Origin of the sequence: Phenylobacterium sp. J367, from assembly GCF_024699985.1 — a bacterium.
Taxonomy (GTDB): domain Bacteria; phylum Pseudomonadota; class Alphaproteobacteria; order Caulobacterales; family Caulobacteraceae; genus Phenylobacterium.
On record NZ_JAJONA010000001.1, the window covers coordinates 2,429,750 to 2,445,088 of the forward strand.

General features: G+C 69.6%; 19 protein-coding genes and 3 pseudogenes. 12 read left to right on the forward strand and 10 right to left on the reverse strand.

From position 1 onward, the window contains the following. Positions 1–55: 55 nt before the first annotated feature. Complete coding sequence (locus LRS04_RS13100; RefSeq protein ID WP_257816749.1) at positions 56–1,099, forward strand: FkbM family methyltransferase; 1,044 nt, start codon at positions 56–58, stop codon at positions 1,097–1,099. Then, on the forward strand, positions 1,009–1,506 hold the full coding sequence (locus tag LRS04_RS13105; protein WP_257816750.1) for a glycerol-3-phosphate acyltransferase: 498 nt from the start codon (positions 1,009–1,011) through the stop codon (positions 1,504–1,506). The genes LRS04_RS13100 and LRS04_RS13105 overlap by 91 nt, the downstream gene beginning before the upstream one ends. 70 nt (positions 1,507–1,576) lie before the next feature. On the opposite strand, the gene LRS04_RS13110 is transcribed toward LRS04_RS13105, so the two are convergent. Then, positions 1,577–2,107: a hypothetical protein gene (locus tag LRS04_RS13110; protein WP_257816751.1), complete on the reverse strand. Its 531-nt coding sequence runs from the start codon at positions 2,105–2,107 to the stop codon at positions 1,577–1,579. A 32-nt stretch (positions 2,108–2,139) separates the two neighbouring features. After that, the gene (locus LRS04_RS13115; RefSeq protein ID WP_257816752.1) at positions 2,140–2,796 is read right to left on the reverse strand and encodes a DUF4062 domain-containing protein; all 657 of its coding nucleotides are present in this window, start codon (positions 2,794–2,796) and stop codon (positions 2,140–2,142) included. A 536-nt stretch (positions 2,797–3,332) separates the two neighbouring features. Between LRS04_RS13115 and rpsD the strand changes: the two are divergent. The 3 genes and pseudogenes from rpsD (at position 3,333) to LRS04_RS13130 (ending at position 4,894) form a co-directional block, all read left to right on the forward strand. Beyond that, positions 3,333–3,951, forward strand: a pseudogene (rpsD, locus tag LRS04_RS13120) (30S ribosomal protein S4). Positions 3,952–4,086: 135 nt separating this feature from the next. After that, entirely contained in the window at positions 4,087–4,455 is a 369-nt protein-coding gene (locus LRS04_RS13125) for a hypothetical protein (RefSeq protein ID WP_257816753.1), read from the forward strand. Then, positions 4,445–4,894 (forward strand): hypothetical protein, encoded by a 450-nt coding sequence (locus LRS04_RS13130; protein WP_257816754.1) that lies wholly within the window; start codon positions 4,445–4,447, stop codon positions 4,892–4,894. Before LRS04_RS13125 ends, LRS04_RS13130 begins: the two co-directional genes overlap by 11 nt. Here LRS04_RS13130 and LRS04_RS13135 read toward each other — a convergent pair. The 5 genes and pseudogenes from LRS04_RS13135 to LRS04_RS13155 form a co-directional block, all read right to left on the reverse strand. After that, positions 4,891–5,310, reverse strand: coding sequence for a thioesterase family protein (locus LRS04_RS13135; protein ID WP_257816755.1), 420 nt, complete (start codon positions 5,308–5,310; stop codon positions 4,891–4,893). The genes LRS04_RS13130 and LRS04_RS13135 overlap by 4 nt on opposite strands. A gap of 10 nt (positions 5,311–5,320) precedes the next feature. After that, positions 5,321–5,671, reverse strand: coding sequence for a Grx4 family monothiol glutaredoxin (gene grxD / locus LRS04_RS13140; RefSeq protein ID WP_257816756.1), 351 nt, complete (start codon positions 5,669–5,671; stop codon positions 5,321–5,323). An 84-nt stretch (positions 5,672–5,755) separates the two neighbouring features. After that, positions 5,756–5,988, reverse strand: a pseudogene (locus tag LRS04_RS13145) (BolA/IbaG family iron-sulfur metabolism protein). Positions 5,989–6,008: 20 nt separating this feature from the next. Continuing rightward, positions 6,009–6,623 carry a LysE family translocator gene (locus tag LRS04_RS13150; protein ID WP_257816757.1) on the reverse strand — a complete coding sequence of 205 codons (615 nt, stop codon included), beginning with the start codon at positions 6,621–6,623 and terminating at the stop codon, positions 6,009–6,011. A 48-nt stretch (positions 6,624–6,671) separates the two neighbouring features. Next, positions 6,672–7,904, reverse strand: a complete 1,233-nt coding sequence (locus LRS04_RS13155) for a serine hydrolase (RefSeq protein WP_257816758.1) — start codon at positions 7,902–7,904, stop codon at positions 6,672–6,674. Between the two features lie 89 nt (positions 7,905–7,993). Here LRS04_RS13155 and LRS04_RS27925 point away from each other — a divergent pair. Beyond that, a pseudogene (locus LRS04_RS27925) lies at positions 7,994–8,224 on the forward strand (CinA family protein); the annotation flags it as partial. A 64-nt stretch (positions 8,225–8,288) separates the two neighbouring features. Beyond that, the gene (locus tag LRS04_RS27930; protein WP_374577189.1) at positions 8,289–8,477 is read left to right on the forward strand and encodes a CinA family protein; all 189 of its coding nucleotides are present in this window, start codon (positions 8,289–8,291) and stop codon (positions 8,475–8,477) included. Between the two features lie 30 nt (positions 8,478–8,507). Here LRS04_RS27930 and LRS04_RS13165 read toward each other — a convergent pair whose 3' ends face one another. Both LRS04_RS13165 and LRS04_RS13170 read right to left on the reverse strand, forming a co-directional pair. Beyond that, the gene (locus LRS04_RS13165; protein WP_257816759.1) at positions 8,508–9,302 is read right to left on the reverse strand and encodes a LysR substrate-binding domain-containing protein; all 795 of its coding nucleotides are present in this window, start codon (positions 9,300–9,302) and stop codon (positions 8,508–8,510) included. Further along, complete coding sequence (locus tag LRS04_RS13170; RefSeq protein ID WP_257819267.1) at positions 9,263–9,439, reverse strand: hypothetical protein; 177 nt, start codon at positions 9,437–9,439, stop codon at positions 9,263–9,265. Before LRS04_RS13170 ends, LRS04_RS13165 begins: the two co-directional genes overlap by 40 nt. 105 nt (positions 9,440–9,544) lie before the next feature. Here LRS04_RS13170 and LRS04_RS13175 point away from each other — a divergent pair, with 105 nt between their 5' ends. From LRS04_RS13175 to LRS04_RS13195, 5 genes are all read left to right on the forward strand, one after another. Continuing rightward, positions 9,545–9,874: a nuclear transport factor 2 family protein gene (locus tag LRS04_RS13175; RefSeq protein WP_257816760.1), complete on the forward strand. Its 330-nt coding sequence runs from the start codon at positions 9,545–9,547 to the stop codon at positions 9,872–9,874. A 108-nt stretch (positions 9,875–9,982) separates the two neighbouring features. After that, positions 9,983–10,657: an SDR family oxidoreductase gene (locus LRS04_RS13180; RefSeq protein ID WP_257816761.1), complete on the forward strand. Its 675-nt coding sequence runs from the start codon at positions 9,983–9,985 to the stop codon at positions 10,655–10,657. A 175-nt stretch (positions 10,658–10,832) separates the two neighbouring features. Then, positions 10,833–11,183, forward strand: a complete 351-nt coding sequence (locus LRS04_RS13185) for an iron chaperone (protein WP_257816762.1) — start codon at positions 10,833–10,835, stop codon at positions 11,181–11,183. 885 nt (positions 11,184–12,068) lie between these two features. Continuing rightward, positions 12,069–12,668 carry a S41 family peptidase gene (locus LRS04_RS13190; protein WP_257819105.1) on the forward strand — a complete coding sequence of 200 codons (600 nt, stop codon included), beginning with the start codon at positions 12,069–12,071 and terminating at the stop codon, positions 12,666–12,668. Positions 12,669–13,018: 350 nt separating this feature from the next. Beyond that, positions 13,019–14,500, forward strand: coding sequence for a sensor histidine kinase (locus tag LRS04_RS13195; RefSeq protein ID WP_257816763.1), 1,482 nt, complete (start codon positions 13,019–13,021; stop codon positions 14,498–14,500). Here LRS04_RS13195 and LRS04_RS13200 read toward each other — a convergent pair. After that, the gene (locus LRS04_RS13200; protein ID WP_257816764.1) at positions 14,497–15,336 is read right to left on the reverse strand and encodes a hypothetical protein; all 840 of its coding nucleotides are present in this window, start codon (positions 15,334–15,336) and stop codon (positions 14,497–14,499) included. The genes LRS04_RS13195 and LRS04_RS13200 overlap by 4 nt on opposite strands. Between the last annotated feature and the right edge of the window lie 3 nt (positions 15,337–15,339).

Here is a 15,339-nt window from a genome sequence, read left to right on the forward strand (position 1 = left end):
CGAGGGGGCGACCTGGCCCCCTCGCTCGCGCCGCAGGGCGTGCTAGGGAGGCGGGATGATCGCGACGACCGAGGCCTATGGACTGACCTTCGCCTATCCGGCCCACGACACCGCGGTGGGCGCGTGCCTTCGGGAATACGGCGAGTTCTCGCGTCCCGGCGTGACCCTCGCGGCCCAGCTCGCGCGCGGCCGGACGTTCCTGGACGTGGGCGCCAACATCGGGGCCTTCACCCTGCCGGTCGCCCGGTCCGCCCGGTCGGTGGTGGCGATCGAGGCGCACGCCGGGCTGGCCGGCCTGTTGCAGCGGAACGTCGAGGCCAACGGGCTGGGCAACGTCCGGGTGGTGAGCGCCGCGGCCGGCGCCGCGCCCGGCCGGGCGGACTTTCCGGACCCGCCGCTGGAGTCCGCCCGCAATTTCGGCGCGCTGAGCTTCGCCGACGCCGAGCTGCCGCGCGCCGCCGTCGACGTGGTGGCGCTGGACGAGGTGGCGCCGCCCGACACCGCCTTCGTGAAGATCGACGTGGAGGGCCACGAGCGCGAGGTGCTGCGGGGGCGCCCGGCGGCTGCTCGCCGAGGGGCGGCCGCGCTGGCTGGTGGAGTACTCCGATCCGGGCCTGACCGAGGTGTTCGCGAACGCCGGCTACCGCGCCTACTGGTTCTTCGACCCGTTCGTGACCCCCAGGGGCGCCGAAGAAGCGATGGCGGCGGGGCTACCGGGGCAACCTCTACCTGTTCACCGTGCCGGCCGGCGCGCCGGGCGCCCGTCGGCATGGTGGAGGCGAAGCCCGGCGATCCGCCGCCGACCAACACCCTGGGGTTCGAGTACCTGCGGGCGTTCGGCATGTCGCCCCGGGGCCGATGGCGGGGGACCGGGGGGGATAGGATGACCGTCTGGATCGTGGCTGCGGCGGCGCTCGCCGCCGCCTACCTGCTGGGGGCGATCCCGACGGCGTGGCTGGCGGGACGCTGGCTCAAGGGATCGACATCCGCGAGCACGGCTCGGGGTCGGTGGGGGCCACCAACGCGCTGCGCACGCTGGGGCCGGGGCCGGGGCTTGGCGTGCTGGCGGTCGACCTCGGAAAGGGGATCTGCGCCGTGACCCTGATGCGGGGGCTGCTGGGCTGGGCCGGGGCGACGCCGGGCTGGACGGCCTGGGCCGTGGCGCTGGCGGGGCTGGCCGCGCTGGTGGGCCACAGCCGCTCGGTCTTCCTGGGTTTCACCGGCGGCAAGTCCGCGGCGACGGGGCTGGGCGTGCTGGCCGCCCTGGCCTGGCCGGTGGCGCTCGGCGCGGCGGCGGTGGTGGCGGTCGTGCTGGCCGTCTGGCGGATCATGTCGCTGGCGTCGATGGCCGGCGCCGTGGCGGCGGTGGGGCTGGTGTGGATGCTGGAGACGCCGCTCCCGACCCGGCTGCTGGTCACCGTGGGGGCGGTCTATGTGGTGGCGCGCCACCGGGCGAACGTGCGCCGGCTGCTGGCGGGGATGGAGCCGCGGGTGGGGGCGGGGTGAGATAGGATGCCATGATCCGAGGCAGTCAACGATGACCTAAGCTTGAAGCAAAGATATATTCTGATAGACCTCACGGTTTAGTTACGGACCCGCGTTTATTGAAATATCGAACCGTAGATTTTTCAGTCTTTAGTTTATCCTTCCAGTCTGGGATGAGATCTTGTAAGCTAACGGCTTCTTTCTTTACAATTATAGTGACTTTTGCAGAAAAGTCTAGCGGCGCAGCAATAGAGTCGCTGTACAGCTTACCATTGATAGATATAATCGACGATTTATCCGTAGAAATATAGATGGGTGGCTTTAGGAGTCGCATGCGTTGGGGCTGGATCGCATCCCATTGCATCGTCAATTTCCATTCGTTACCGATCTTTCTTAGCCCTTCGGACTCATATTCTTCCAATATTTCTTGTACGTGAGAATGGGTGCTCGAATACTGCTTATCAAGCAACGTACTATATAATAGATAATTCCAAGAGTTGCTCTGGATGCTTGTGGATATCTTTGCGGAAGATTCGCTTGATGTAATTGTGGCTTCAATGAACAAATTTCTGATTGCAGCCGATGTCGCATTTTCGAATCCAAATATGACCGGATGGGTCATTTCAAATTCTCGACGTTGTTGGATTAACTCTCTTATTTCCTGACGATCTTTTCTGGAACCTCGCTGAGATCGGCCACGGAGTGATCGTAGATTGTGGCGCTAAGTTCAGCGCCGGCGGGCAATTTAGTTTCAGTAGATATAAGAGAAAAAGAAACGGGAGGTGGGCCAGAGGTTTCCCGTCGTTGGAGTTCGCGTACTTTTAACTCGAGTTGTCGACTAATTTTCTCGCGAAAATCGGTAAGGCTCTTGTAGCTTTCTACAAGCCCTTGAGGATAAGTATTCTTCTTGAATTTCTTTAGCTTCTCAACCTGTTCCAAGTCAATGGTTTCTGGATCTACAGGTATTCGAGAGAAATATAGCATGACCGGCTTGCCAGCCTTGCCTACCCGATCAATTTCCTCAAGAGTTCCGCTATCAGCCTTTCCAGTAGGTGAGCCGATACGCGTCCAGAAAATGCCAACGAGTAGATCGCAGTCATCTACGATAGCGCGGTTGATGACTTCCTGAGGCCTGACGCCGTATTCCGGCGCGGAGTGGGTCTCCCAGCGAAGTGGCAATAGGACTATCTTGCGGCTAGCGGAGTGAAGGTCGTTCCACGACTGGATGGTGGCGGCCACCATCTCCCTCTCGTCATCGACATCCGATGGAGATGCGATCAAAACGCGAAATACCTTCGCTTCATAGGGCAAGAGAGGGACCTCCGTTTTCTCCGCTATATTCTATCTCCTACACAAGCTAACATCCAGACTGCGATCCACGTGCGGCGTTAGAGACTAGAAGTGAGCTGGGTAAATCTTGTGGGTTGAAATCCGAGAAGCGGATCGGATCAAAGCTCGCTGCTGCAGCGCGGCCGCAGCGGAATGCAAGGCCTCGTCGCCGCTGCACCTCGGGTCCGAACCGTGTAGTCCGCGAAGCATCTTGATCGACATCTCTTCACGAACCGTGCCGCACGCTCAATAAGGTTCCCGTCCGAAGAGATGGTGCCGCTGGCGGTTGGGCAGTGGCTGCGGTGACTAGTCTCCGGGTACAGTAATAGGCAGGAGCGGCCGGTCTCAAAACGGGCCCCGCCTTGACCTCCCACCACTCCCCATCATAACCGCGCCCTTCCAGCCGCCGGGTTCGCCCGGAGGGCTCGGATATCCATGACGGATCGACGCGGACGCCGCCGTTGCAATCGTGCTCCCACTCGCGGGGGCGCCGGCCCGGGTCAGATGAAGAGTGACTGATGTCCAAGCGCCATAGCGCCAAGTACAAGCTCGACCGCCGGATGGGCGAAAACATCTGGGGTCGCCCGAAGTCCCCCGATCAACAGCCGCGCCTACGGCCCGGGCCAGCACGGCCAGCGCCGCAAGAGCAAGGTGTCAGACTTCGGCCTGCAGCTCCGCGCCAAGCAGAAGCTGAAGGGCTACTACGGCAACCTGACCGAGAAGCAGTTCTCCAAGATCTACGAAGAGGCCGCGCGCCGTAAGGGCAACACCTCCGAGAACCTGATCGCGCTGCTGGAAAGCCGCCTGGACGCGGTGGTCTATCGCGCCAAGTTCGTGCCGACCCCGTTCGCCGCGCGCCAGTTCGTCAACCACGGCCACGTGCTGGTCAACGGCAAGCGCGTGAACATCCCGTCGTACCGCGTGAAGCCGGGCGACGTGGTGTCGGTGCGCGAGCGTTCGCGCAACATGGCCCTGGTGCTGGAAGCCCTGCAGTCGTCCGAGCGCGACCACCCCGACTACATCACCGTCGACACCAAGGCGATGGCGGCCACCTATGTGCGCATGCCGGAACTGGCCGAGGTGCCGTACCCGGTGAAGATGGAGCCCAACCTCGTCATCGAATTCTACGCGTCGTAACCGGCGCCGAATTCGAGCCGAAAGCTCAGAGATTTGCGAAGGCCCCGGAGCGATCCGGGGCCTTTTTGCTTTGGGGCCACGAGCCCACGAACGGGGTTCTCGTTCCGGGCTCGCTGTGGCGGGAGTGCGGGGCACATGAATCGCCGGATGTTCGTCCTCTCCGCCCTGGCCGCCACGGGTTGCGCGACGGTTCCGGCCGAGGCGCCCGCGCCGCCGGTTCTGGCGCCTGGCGAGACGCTGCCGGAGCTGGAGGCGGTGAGCGCCGTTGTCGGGCGCGAGGGGCTCAGGCTCACCGTGGCGTCGAACGGGTGCACAGGGAAGGCGGACTGGGCGGTGTGGCGCGAGCCCCGGGGAGAGGCCGTGGCGCTGGCGTTCGCGCGTCGGCGGCTGGACCTCTGCCGCGGGCTGCCCGGCGGGACGGCGGAGCTGGCGTATTCGTGGCCGGAGCTGGGGATTGCGCCGGGCGCGCGGATCGTGCTCCTCAACCCGTCTCATGAGCCCTGATCTCGCCGAGACCCTGGCGCGCCTCGCCGAGGCGACGCCGGACCTGCAGGACGACTGGTGGCTGATCGGCAGCGCGGCCATGGCGCTTAGCGGCGCCGCCCCGATCACCGTGGCCGACGTGGACCTGCTGGTCTCGCCCCGGGACGCGTTCGCGCTGGCGCGGCGCTGGCGGGCGCCCATCCGGCCGGCGGCGCCCAATCCGCGCTTCCGCTCCGAGGTCTATTTCCAGTGGGACGCGCCGCCCGTGCCGGTGGACGTGATGGCCGGCTTCCACGTGATGACGCCGGACGGCTGGCGGCCGCTGGTCCCGAGAACGCGGGTGGCGGTGGCGGGGGTGTTCACGCCGAGCGTCGCGGAGCAGCTGGAGATCCTGGCCCTGTTCGGGCGGGAGAAGGACCACGCCCGGGCGGCGCTGCTGAGGCCGCTGCTGCGGGACTAGGCGAACATCTCCAGCATCCAGGGCAGCACGCGCTTCGGGCGGCCGGTGGCCTGGTCGATGAGCACCCAGGTGGTGCGGACCTGGGCGCACATGGCGCCGTCGGGGCCGTCGATGCGGATGAAGCGGTCGAAGCGGGGGCCTTCCGCCGTGTCGGCGACCCAGGTGCGGCCGGTCGCGGTCTCGCCGAGGAGGAGGGCGCGGCGGTAGTCGATCTCGTGGCGCAGCGCGATCCAGGCCCATTGGGCGCGGGCCTCGGCCGGGGCCAGGCTGTCCCAGTGGGCGATGGCGAGGTCCTGGGCCCAGCCCAGATAGACCACGTTGTTCACATGGCCGTTGGCGTCGATGTGCTCGGGACGGGGCTCGAACGCCTGGGTGAAGACCTGCCGGCCCTCGGGCGGTTCGAGCAGCCGGGTCAAGGCTCCGGCCCTATTGGGCCAGGACGCCCTGGCCTTCGAGGAAGCCCTTCAACTCGCCGGTCTGGAACATCTCGCGGACGATGTCGCAGCCGCCGACGAACTCGCCCTTCACATAGAGCTGCGGGATGGTCGGCCAGTCGGAGAAGGCCTTGATGCCTTCGCGGAGCGGCTCGCTCTGCAGGACGTCGACGCCGACGAAGTCCACGCCCAGGTGGTCGAGGATCTGCACCACGGTGGCGGAGAAGCCGCAGCGCGGCTGTTCCGGGTCGCCCTTCATGAACAGGATCACCGGGTTCTCGGCGACCGCGTTGGCGATCCAGTCGTGGACGGGGTTCGAGGCGGTGGTGGCGGCGTCGGTCATCGGGTCGCCCTTTCGGCGCGGGAATTCAGTGGCCAAGAGCTAGGGACGCGGGCCCCCAGGGTCAAGCGCGTCAGGACCGCGCGATCAGGCCGGCGCGCTAGTCTCCAGGGCGAGCGCGTGGAGCTCGCCGCCCATCTTGCCCTTCAGCGCGGCGTAGACGAGCTGGTGCTGCCTGACGCGCGGCAGGCCGGCGAAGGCCGGGGAGACGATGCGGGCGCGGTAGTGGTCGTTGTCGCCGGCGAGGTCGGTGATCTCGATCTCGGCGTCGGGGAAGCCTCGCGGAGCGCGGCTTCCAGGTCGGGCTGGGTCATCGGCATGGGCGGGACTTAGGCTGAGGTCAGCCGAAGGTCCAGAGGAGGCCGACGCCGAACACCGCCATCACCGCGGCGGCGAGGCGGTCCAGCGACACGCTGGGCGCGGGCGTAGGAGGCCGCGGCGGCGCGCGTGGAGAACAGCCACGCCAGGGCCAGGCACCAGACGAGGCAGGTCGTGCAGACCACGCCGACGGCGGCGAGGTGCATCCACCCGGGCTGTCCGGGCCGACGTAGGCCGAGAAGATCGAGGCGAAGAACAGCACCGACTTGGGGTTGGTCAGGCAGATGGCGAAGCCGGTCCAGAACGCCCCGCCGGCCGGCGGCGGGCCGTCCTCGGCGATGGACTCGGGCTCGGCCCGCCAGAGGGTGAAGGCGAACCACAGGAGGTAGAGGCCGCCGGCGATGCGGAGCGCCTGGTAGAGCCAGGGGACCGCGGCGAGCAGGGCGGCCAGCCCGATCATCGCCGCCAGGCACCAGACCACGCAGCCGAGGGTGGTCCCCAGCGCCGCGGCCACGGCGGCCGCGCGGCCGCGGCGCATGGCCATGCGGATGATCAGGAAGTTGGTCGGCCCGGGGATCAGCGAGGTGGCGATCGAGACCGCCAGCAGCGAGCCGAGGGCGAGGAGGTGGGCGTCCATCGCCGCTCAGTAGCCGAGTCTCGCTGACAGGGGGTGTCAGCATTCCCCTCAGTCGACGATCGCGCCGTAGATCAGGCTCTTGAGCTGGCCGCGGAAGTTGAAGGTGCCGGACGGCATGAGCTGGGTCATGAAGACCACCGAGAGGTCCTCCTTCGGGTCGACCCAGAAGATCGTCGAGGCGGCGCCGCCCCAGTAGTAGTCGCCGACCCCCAGGCCGCCCGAGCGGACCTGGTCGAGGGTGGAGGCGAAGCCCAGGCCGAAGCCGACCCCGTCGTAGGCGGTCTCCGAGAAGCCGCCGATGGCGAGCTCGGTGAGCTCACGGCCGCCCGGCAGGTGGTTCAGGGTCATCAGCTCGATGGTGCGGGGACCCAGGATGCGGGCGCCGTCGAGCTCGCCGCCGCGGCGGAGCATCTCGCAGAAGCGCAGGTAGTCGGCGCTGGTGCCGACGAGGCCGCCGCCGCCGGACTTGAAGGCCGGCTCGCGGGTGAAGTTGGAATTGGCCGGGTCGTCGATCAGCTTGAGCTGCTTGTCGGGGCCGCGCTGGTAGTTGGCGGCGAGGCGGTCCTGCTTGCCCTCCGGGACCCAGAAGGCGGTGTCCTTCATGCCGAGCGGCCGGAAGATCGCCTCGTCGAGGTACTGGGCCAGCGGCTTGCCGGAGATCACCTCCACGAGGGCGCCGCAGACGTCGGTGGCCAGCGAATACATCCAGGCCGTGCCCGGCTGGTAGCGCAGCGGCACTTGGCCGAGCTTGTCGAGGAAGCCCTGCATGGTGTCGGCGGCGTCGAAGCTGCGGATCTTCAGCGCGCGGTAGATGTGGTCGATGGGATGCTGGACGCCGACGCCCGGCAGGCCGCCGCCGTAGGTGAGCCCCGCCGTGTGGCAGAGCACGTCGCGGAAGCTGACCGGGCGGTCCGGGGCCTCGGTGACCATGTCGTCGCCCTCGCCGGAGACCCAGACGCGGTGGGCCTTCCACGACGAGACGAAGCGGCTGACCGGGTCATTGAGCTGGAAATAGCCCTGCTCGTAGAGGGTCATCAGCGCCACCGAGACGATGGGCTTGGTCATGGAATAGATGCGGAAGATGGTGTCGTCGGCGACGGGCTTGCCGCGCTCGCGGTCCATCAGGCCGAAGTTCTTCGCATAGGCGATGTGCCCGTGGCGGGCGACGGTGACCTGGCAGCCGGCGATCTTGCCGTTGGAAATGTAGTTCCGCTCCAGGTGGTCGGTGATGCGCTCGAGGCGCGTCGCGTCCAGGCCCGTCCACTGCGATTGGGCGTCCATCGAAATCCCTCCCTCGGAAATTGGCTCTTCGCTCTAATGGCCGTCATCATGGGCGCCGAACGGGCCGCGCGCCAAGGGGAGAGGCTTAGATGATCGACGAGCTGGAGGCCCTGGCGGGCGAGGTGGGTGAGGCGCTGAAGGCGGCCGGGCAGACGGTGGCGGTGGCCGAGAGTTCGTCCGGCGGCCTGGTCTCGGCGGCGCTGCTGGCCGTGCCGGGGGCCTCGAAATATTACCTCGGCGGGGCGGTGGTCTATACGCCGAAGGCCCGGGTGATGCTGATGGAGATCCCCAAGGAGGCGCTGACCGGCATGCGCTCGGCGAGCGAACCCTACGCCCTGCTGCTGGCGCGGACGGCGCGGGAGCGGTTCGGCGCCACCTGGGGGGATCAGCGAGACCGGCGCCGCGGGCCCGACCGGCAACCCCTACGGCGACGCGCCCGGCCACACCTGCATCGCGGTGTCCGGCCCGGTGGAGCATGTGCTGACCATCGAGACGGGCTCGGACGATCGCAGCGCCAACATGCGGGCCTTCGCGGCGGGGGTGCTGGACCTGCTGAAGCGGGCGTTGGGGTAGGGGTCAGGGCGCCGGGAAGCGAGTGTCCGACTACGGCGCATGACGACCGGTGGACGGCCTGGGCGCATCGTGGGCGCCGCCCTGGCTCCGCGCGAAATCGATGAAGGCCCGGAACGCGGCGGTCGGGTTGCGCCGGCTCGGGTAGTAGAGGCTCAGGGGCGACAAGGTCGGCGTCCAGTCTTCGAGCACGCGGACGAGGCGGCCCGCGGCGATGTCGTCCCGCACGTCGGCCTCCATCATCAGGCCCAGGCCCAGCGACGCGAGAACCGCGGTGCGGGCGAGGCTCGCTTCGTCGAGCGTGACGGCGCCTTCGACGTCGATGTGCACCGATCTGCCCGCCTTCTCGAACGGCCAGCGGTGGATCGCGCCGTTGGGCAGCCGGACGCGGAGGCAGGAATGCGCCGCGAGGTCCTGCGGCCCCCGCGGGATCCCGCGCGCTTCCAGATAGGCCGGCGTGGCCACCACGACATTGCGCCGCACCCCACCTAGCGGCAGCGCGATCATGTCGGCGGGCACAAGGTCGGCGGCGCGCACGCCGAGGTCGAAGCCGCCCGCGACGATGTCCACGAGGCGACCCTCGGTGACGATGTCGACGTGGACCTGGGGGTGCGCGCGCAGGAAGGGCAGGACGAGCGGCGCGAAGATATCCCGCGCCGCCGTCGGGAAGGCGTTGATGCGCAGTGTGCCCGATGGCGTCGCCTGCTGGGAGCGCGCCACGTCCATCGCTTCATGGATGTCCCGCACGGCCGGCGCCACCTGCGCGACAAACCTCTGGCCGGCCTCGGTCAGCGAGACGCTCCGGGTCGTCCGGTTGAACAGCCGCACGCCGAGCGAGCGCTCCAGATTCCGACCGCATTGCTCAGCGCCGTGGTCGAGACCCCGAGCTCCAGGGCCGCGGCGCGGAACTTCCCGTAGCGGGCGACCATCAGGACGGCGTCCAGTTCACTCAGGCTGCGGCTCACGATTATCCCGACTTTCGTGATGAGACGTCCCCATTTGTCCCGATTATCGCGCCACCTGTCTATCGCTAGCTTGATCGGCGACCGCAGCAAGCAGGACGCAAATCCATGTCGCTCGACCTTCCATCCCCGATCGCCGCCTATGTGGCGGCCAACGCCCGCCTGGACGCGGACGCCATGCTGGCGCCCTTCGCGGCCGACGCCGTCGTTCGCGACAACGGCGCGGTCCTGCGGGGCCACGCGGAACTCCGCCGCCTGTTCGACGCCGAGGTCATCCCGGTGAAGGCGATCTTCTCGCCGGACTCCTGCGCCACGAGCACGGCCAGGTGGTCGTCGAGGGGCCCGGCCCACGGCGACTACCCGGGCAGCCCGATCCGCTTCACCTACCGCTTCACCCTCGAGAACGACGCCATCACCGCCCTGGAGATCACGGCATGAGCGCGCCTGCGGATCCCACCGAGTTCGCGGGCAAGCGCGTCCTCGTCAGCGGCGGCACCAAGGGCCTCGGCCGCGCCACGGTCGAGCGCTTCCGGGCCGGCGGCCCGGGTGATCACCGCGGCCCGCGCCGCCACGGCGCCGATCGAAGGCGTCGAGTTCGTGGAGGCGGACCTCACCACGGCCGAGGGCGGCGAGGGTCTGGCCAAGGCCGCGCTCGAGCGTCTCGGCGGAGTCGACATCCTGGCCCATGTGGTCGGCGGCTCGACGACGCCGGGCGGCGGCTTCCTCGCCCTCACCGACGAGCACTGGCTCTCCGAGCTGAACCTGAACCTCCTGGCCACGGTCCGCCTGGACCGCCTGCTCGTTCCGCAGATGATCGAACGGCGGGCCGGGGCGGTGGTGCATGTGGGTTCGATCCAGTCCGTCCTGCCGCTGCCCGAGTCGACCACCGCCTACGCGAGCGCCAACGCCGCGCTGCGGACCTACAGCAAGTCGATCTCCAAGGACCTGGGTCCCAAGGGCGTGCGGGTGAACACCGTCTCCCCCGGCTGGATCATGACCGAGGCCTCGGTCGACTTCCTGAAGCGCCTGCAGTCCGCCAACGGCGGCACGGTCGAGGAGGCGCAGCAGGCCGTCCTCGAGAGTCTCGGCGGCATCCCGATCGGCCGTGCGGCCGAGCCCCGTGAGGTCGCCGACGTCATCGCCTACCTGGCCTCCGACCGGGCCGCGGCGATCCACGGCGCCGAGTTCGTCATCGACGGCGGGACCGTTCCGACCGTCTGAGCCTCGCGCCCGTCCACGCTGGGCCCGCACAGCCAGGCGTGGACAGACGCCGGACAGGCCGGGGCGCCGGCCTTCGCGGGGATGAGCGGAGGGCGTGGCCTGGTTGCCGATGGGTTGATCCGGAGGGGCGGCCGGTCGAGAGTGATGGTCCCGAGGGGCGGGCCAGCGGACAGCCATGATCGCCGATCACGACGCCTACATCGCCGAGGCTGCGGAAGCCCTCCGGCCGCTGCTGATCCGGTTGCGCGGCGAACTCGCGGCAGCCCTGCCGGACGCGGACGAGGTCATCGCCTACAGGATGCCGGGGTTCCGGATCGGGTCCTCGGTGGTGGCGGGCTATGCGGCGTTCAGCAAGCAGTGCGGCCTCTATGTGGCGCCGGCGGCCATCGCCGCGCACGCCGGCGACATCGCCGCGGCGGGGCTGAAGGCGACGAAGACGGGCGTCACCTTCTCGCCCAGCCAGCCGATCCCGGACGCCCTGGTCCGCCAGCTCGCCCTGGCGTCGAGACGGGAGCAGAAGCTCTGAGGGCCGCGTTCCACGGCAGGCCCTGCCGCGACGGGGTGGAGGCGCAGGCATGAAGTCCATCCTGGGGTGGGCGGTCGCGTTCGCGCTGACGTGCGGCGGCGCGGGCGGCGGCGCCGGCGACCTACCCGGCGGCCGTCGTCCGGACGGACCTGGGCGCGCTTCGGAGCGGGCTCGAGGCGGCGCATTACGATCTCTACGCCCATCGGACGCGGGCGGAGTACGACCAGCTCTACAAGGTGCTGTTGGACGGGCTGACCGCGCCGATCGCGGCCGCCGAGGCGGAGACCCTGCTGCAGCGCTTCGCGGCCTATGGACGGGTCGGCCATGCGCGGATCGACGCGCCCATGCTGTCGTTCCGGCGTCACCTGAACGACAACGGCCGGTTCCTGCCGCTGTTCATCCGCGTGGACCAGGGACGGGTGCTGCTGACCCACCACGCCGGCCTCGACGGGCCGCTGACCCCCGGGGTCGAGCTGCTGACGCTGCAGGACGAGCCGATCGCGGTCTGGCTGGAGCGGGCCGGGGCGCTGGTCTCCGCCGAGCGGCCGTACATGACCCAGGCCCTGCTCGAGCAGGCCTTTCCCGCCGTGCTCTGGCTCATGCTCGGCGACGTCGAGCGCGCCCGGGTGACCGGCCGCGACGCCCTGGGCGCGCCGGTCCGGACGGAGGTGCGGTCGGTGACCCTCGCGGAGCGGCGGGTGCTGGCGGCGCACACGCCGCGGCTGGCCGTCGACTTCAACGCCCGCGAGTTCCGGATGCTGGACGACGGGGTGGGTTATCTCAGGCCGGGCCCCTTCGCCGAGGCGGCGGGGGACGCGCCCGGCGCCTTCCGGGGCTTCATCGACGAGAGCTTCCGCGCCCTGCTCTCCGCCGGCCCGCGACCTGATCCTCGATCTCCGCAACAATCCCGGCGGCGACAACGGCTTCAGCGATCCCATGGTCGCCTGGTTCGCGGACCGGCCGTTCCGCTTCGCCTCCAGCTTCCGCCTCAAGGCGAGCCCCCAGGCCAAGGCCTGGTACCGGGAGCGGCTGGCCAAGGGCGAGGTCGATCCCATGCTGGCGGCCCTGGCCGAGGCCGAGGCGGCGCAGCCGGACGGCGCCCGCTACGCCTTCGACCTGCCGCTCAATCCGCCGCGCGCCGAGCCCCGCTTCGCGGGCAAGGTCTATGTGCTGGTGAACCGGCACAGCTATTCCAACGCGGCGTCGGTCGCGGCCCTCATCCAGGACTACGGCTTCGGCGAGGTGATCGGCGAGGAGACCGCCGACGTGCCGACGACCTACGCCTCGGTCCTGCAGTTCGCGCTGCCGTCGGGGATCGTCGTCACCTATCCCAAGAGCCGGATCGTGCGGCCGAGCGGGGACGAACGGCTGGTGGGCGTGCTGCCCGACCATCCGCTGGAGCGGGAACCGATCGCGACGGCGACGGACGCCGTCCTCGACCGGGCGCTGGCGCTGGTCCGCGGCGCGCGCGACAGGGTGCGCTGACGCGGGATCGGCCGGCAGGAACGGCTGCCTGTTGCTGAAACCTTGGCCGGAAGCGGCCTGGCGCGGAGCCTGACCGGTTGAACGGCGTTGTGGTCGCGGGCCGGGCGGGATAGGCGGTCATTGTTGCGAGGGCGAGGCGGGTTGAAGTGTCGACGGGACGAACGGTTTGAGCGGGCGGACAAGGCCCGGCTCCGCCAGCGCCGCTGAGGAAATCGCACGGCTGACGGAAGAGAACGAGCGCCTGCGCGCGGAACTGCGCGAGGCGCGCGCGGGATCCAACTGGAACGCCGCCCACCTGGAATCCGGCCCGGACAGCAGCTTCCGGGCGCTGGCCGATTCCCGTGGACCAGATGATCTGGTCGACGCGGCCCGACGGCTTCCACGACTACTACAATGCGCGCTGGTACGAGTTCACCGGCGTCCCGGCCGGATCGACGGACGGCGCGGCCTGGAACGGCATGTTCCACGCGGACGACCAGGAGCGGGCCTGGAGCGTCTGGCGGGCCTCCCTGGAGTCCGGCGACCCCTACCACATCGAGTACCGCCTGAGGCACCGCTCCGGAGAGTACCGCTGGGTGCTGGGGCGCGCGCAGCCCATCCGCGCGCCGACGGGCGAGATCGTCCGCTGGTACGGCACCTGCACCGACATCCATGACCTGAAGCTCGCCGAGCACGCCCTGCAGGACCGGGAGCGGCGGCTGGGCGCGGCGCTGGAAGTGGCGCAGCTCTCGACCTTCGAGATCGACCTCGAGGGCGGCACGCTCGTCCTCGACGCCCGCGGGCGGGAGATGATGGAGCTGCCCGCCGAGGGGGATCTGGCCTCGCACGAGTTGCTCGACCGCTTCCGGGCCGCGGATGCGGCGAACCTCCACGCGATCCTCCAGCGCAGCGACGCCGACCGTCACGAGGTGGAGGCCGAGCTGGTGTTCACGAGCGCCGACGGCCGCGAACGGGTCCTGCTGTGCGCGGCGCACACGACCGGCAACGGGGCGCGGCTGTTCGGCGTCCTGTCCGATGTGACGGCGTCGCGCCAGGCCGTGTCGCACATGCGCCTGATGCTGAACGAGCTGAACCACCGGGTGAAGAACACGCTCGCCACGGTGCAGTCGATCGTCGCCTTCACCCTGCGCGGCGACAGCGCCGCCGCCGGGGCCCGGGAGGCGCTGACCGCCCGGCTGATGGCGCTCAGCGCGGCGCACAATGTGCTGACCCAGGAACAGTGGGTGCACGCCGACCTGCTGGCGGTCGCCCGCGACACGGCTATGCCCTACCGCTCGGGCGGGCGGGAGCAGCGCTTCGTCATCCGTGGGAAGGCCGTCCACATCGCGCCGGCCGCGGCGATCGGCCTCTCGCTGGCCCTGCACGAACTGGCCACCAACGCCGCGAAGTACGGGGCCCTGTCGAACAACAGCGGGCGGGTCCACCTGGCCTGGGACGTGGTCGAGCTGGGCGACCGGGCGCTGCTGAAGATCCAGTGGCAGGAGACCGGCGGGCCCGTGGTGACGCCGCCGGAGCGCCGCGGCTTCGGCACCCGGCTGATCGAGCGGGCGCTGGCGGCCGAGAGCCACAGCGCGATCCGCATCGACTATCGGCCGGAAGGCGTGGTCTGCCACATCGAGCTCGGCCTGGAGGTCGCGCAGCCGGACGCGGCGCGCTACCGCCTGGGCTCCGGACCGGACGGATGGTGGCTCACCGACGAGCGCGGCGGCGAGCGGAAGTTCGCCTCGCGGGAGCTCGCCCTGGCCTTCGTCTCGCGGCGTCTTCAAGGCCTGAAGGAGAAGGGGCGCGGCGGCTCGCTGGTCATCGATCGCAAGAGCGAGCATGCCCACTAGGCCGCCCGCCGGGCCGCCAGAACGCGATCCCCGGGCGCAGGACGAGCTGGAAGATCGCCAGGAGCACGACGAGGGCCGCGGCGGGCCACTTCCAGTCCACGGGCGTGGGCTCCGGGGCGGCGGGCTTCGTAAGCGCGGCGCCCTGGACGATCCAGGCGGCGGCCATGAGGTTCACCACGGCGGGGATGAGGGGCCACCTCGACGGGGTGGCGGGGCACGCGGAACGGCAGGATCAGCGGCACGGCGATCGCGGCGGCGGCGAGCAGGGCGAGGGCGGCGCCGCGCCCGCCGAGCGGCAGGGGCGAGAGCCGGGCCAGCGCGGCGCCGGCGGCGGCCAGGCCGGCGGCGGCGAGGGCCAGGAGGGCGAGCTTTCCGGCGTCGGGGACGGCGAGCCAGGCGAGCGCGCGGCCGACGTCGTTGCCCGCGATCTGCGTGCCGATGGCGAGCTGGCTCAGCGCCTGGAAGAGGCCCTGGGCGGCCATCCAGAAAGCGAAGAGGCGCCAGGTCGGCGAGAGCCGGCCGAACCGCAGCAGGGCCAGAAAGGCGAGGCCGCTGGAGAGCGTGGCCAGCGCGCCGGTCCCCTGCAGCAGCTCGGCGCTGGGCGCCTGGACGCTCCAGGCGTGGTCGTTGTGGAAGAGGGTGGGCTGGAGGCCGGCCATGGCCTTGGGCAGGACCAGCCACAGCTCCTGCCAGAAGAAGGTCAGGTTGAAGGCGAGCGCGCAGAGGAGCACCGAGGCGAGCGGCGGGCGGGCCTCGCCGCCGGGCCTCGACAGCACGAGGCCGGCGACCAGGGGCACGACGCCGAGCACGAGGACAAGCAGGAGCAGCGCTTCCACAGG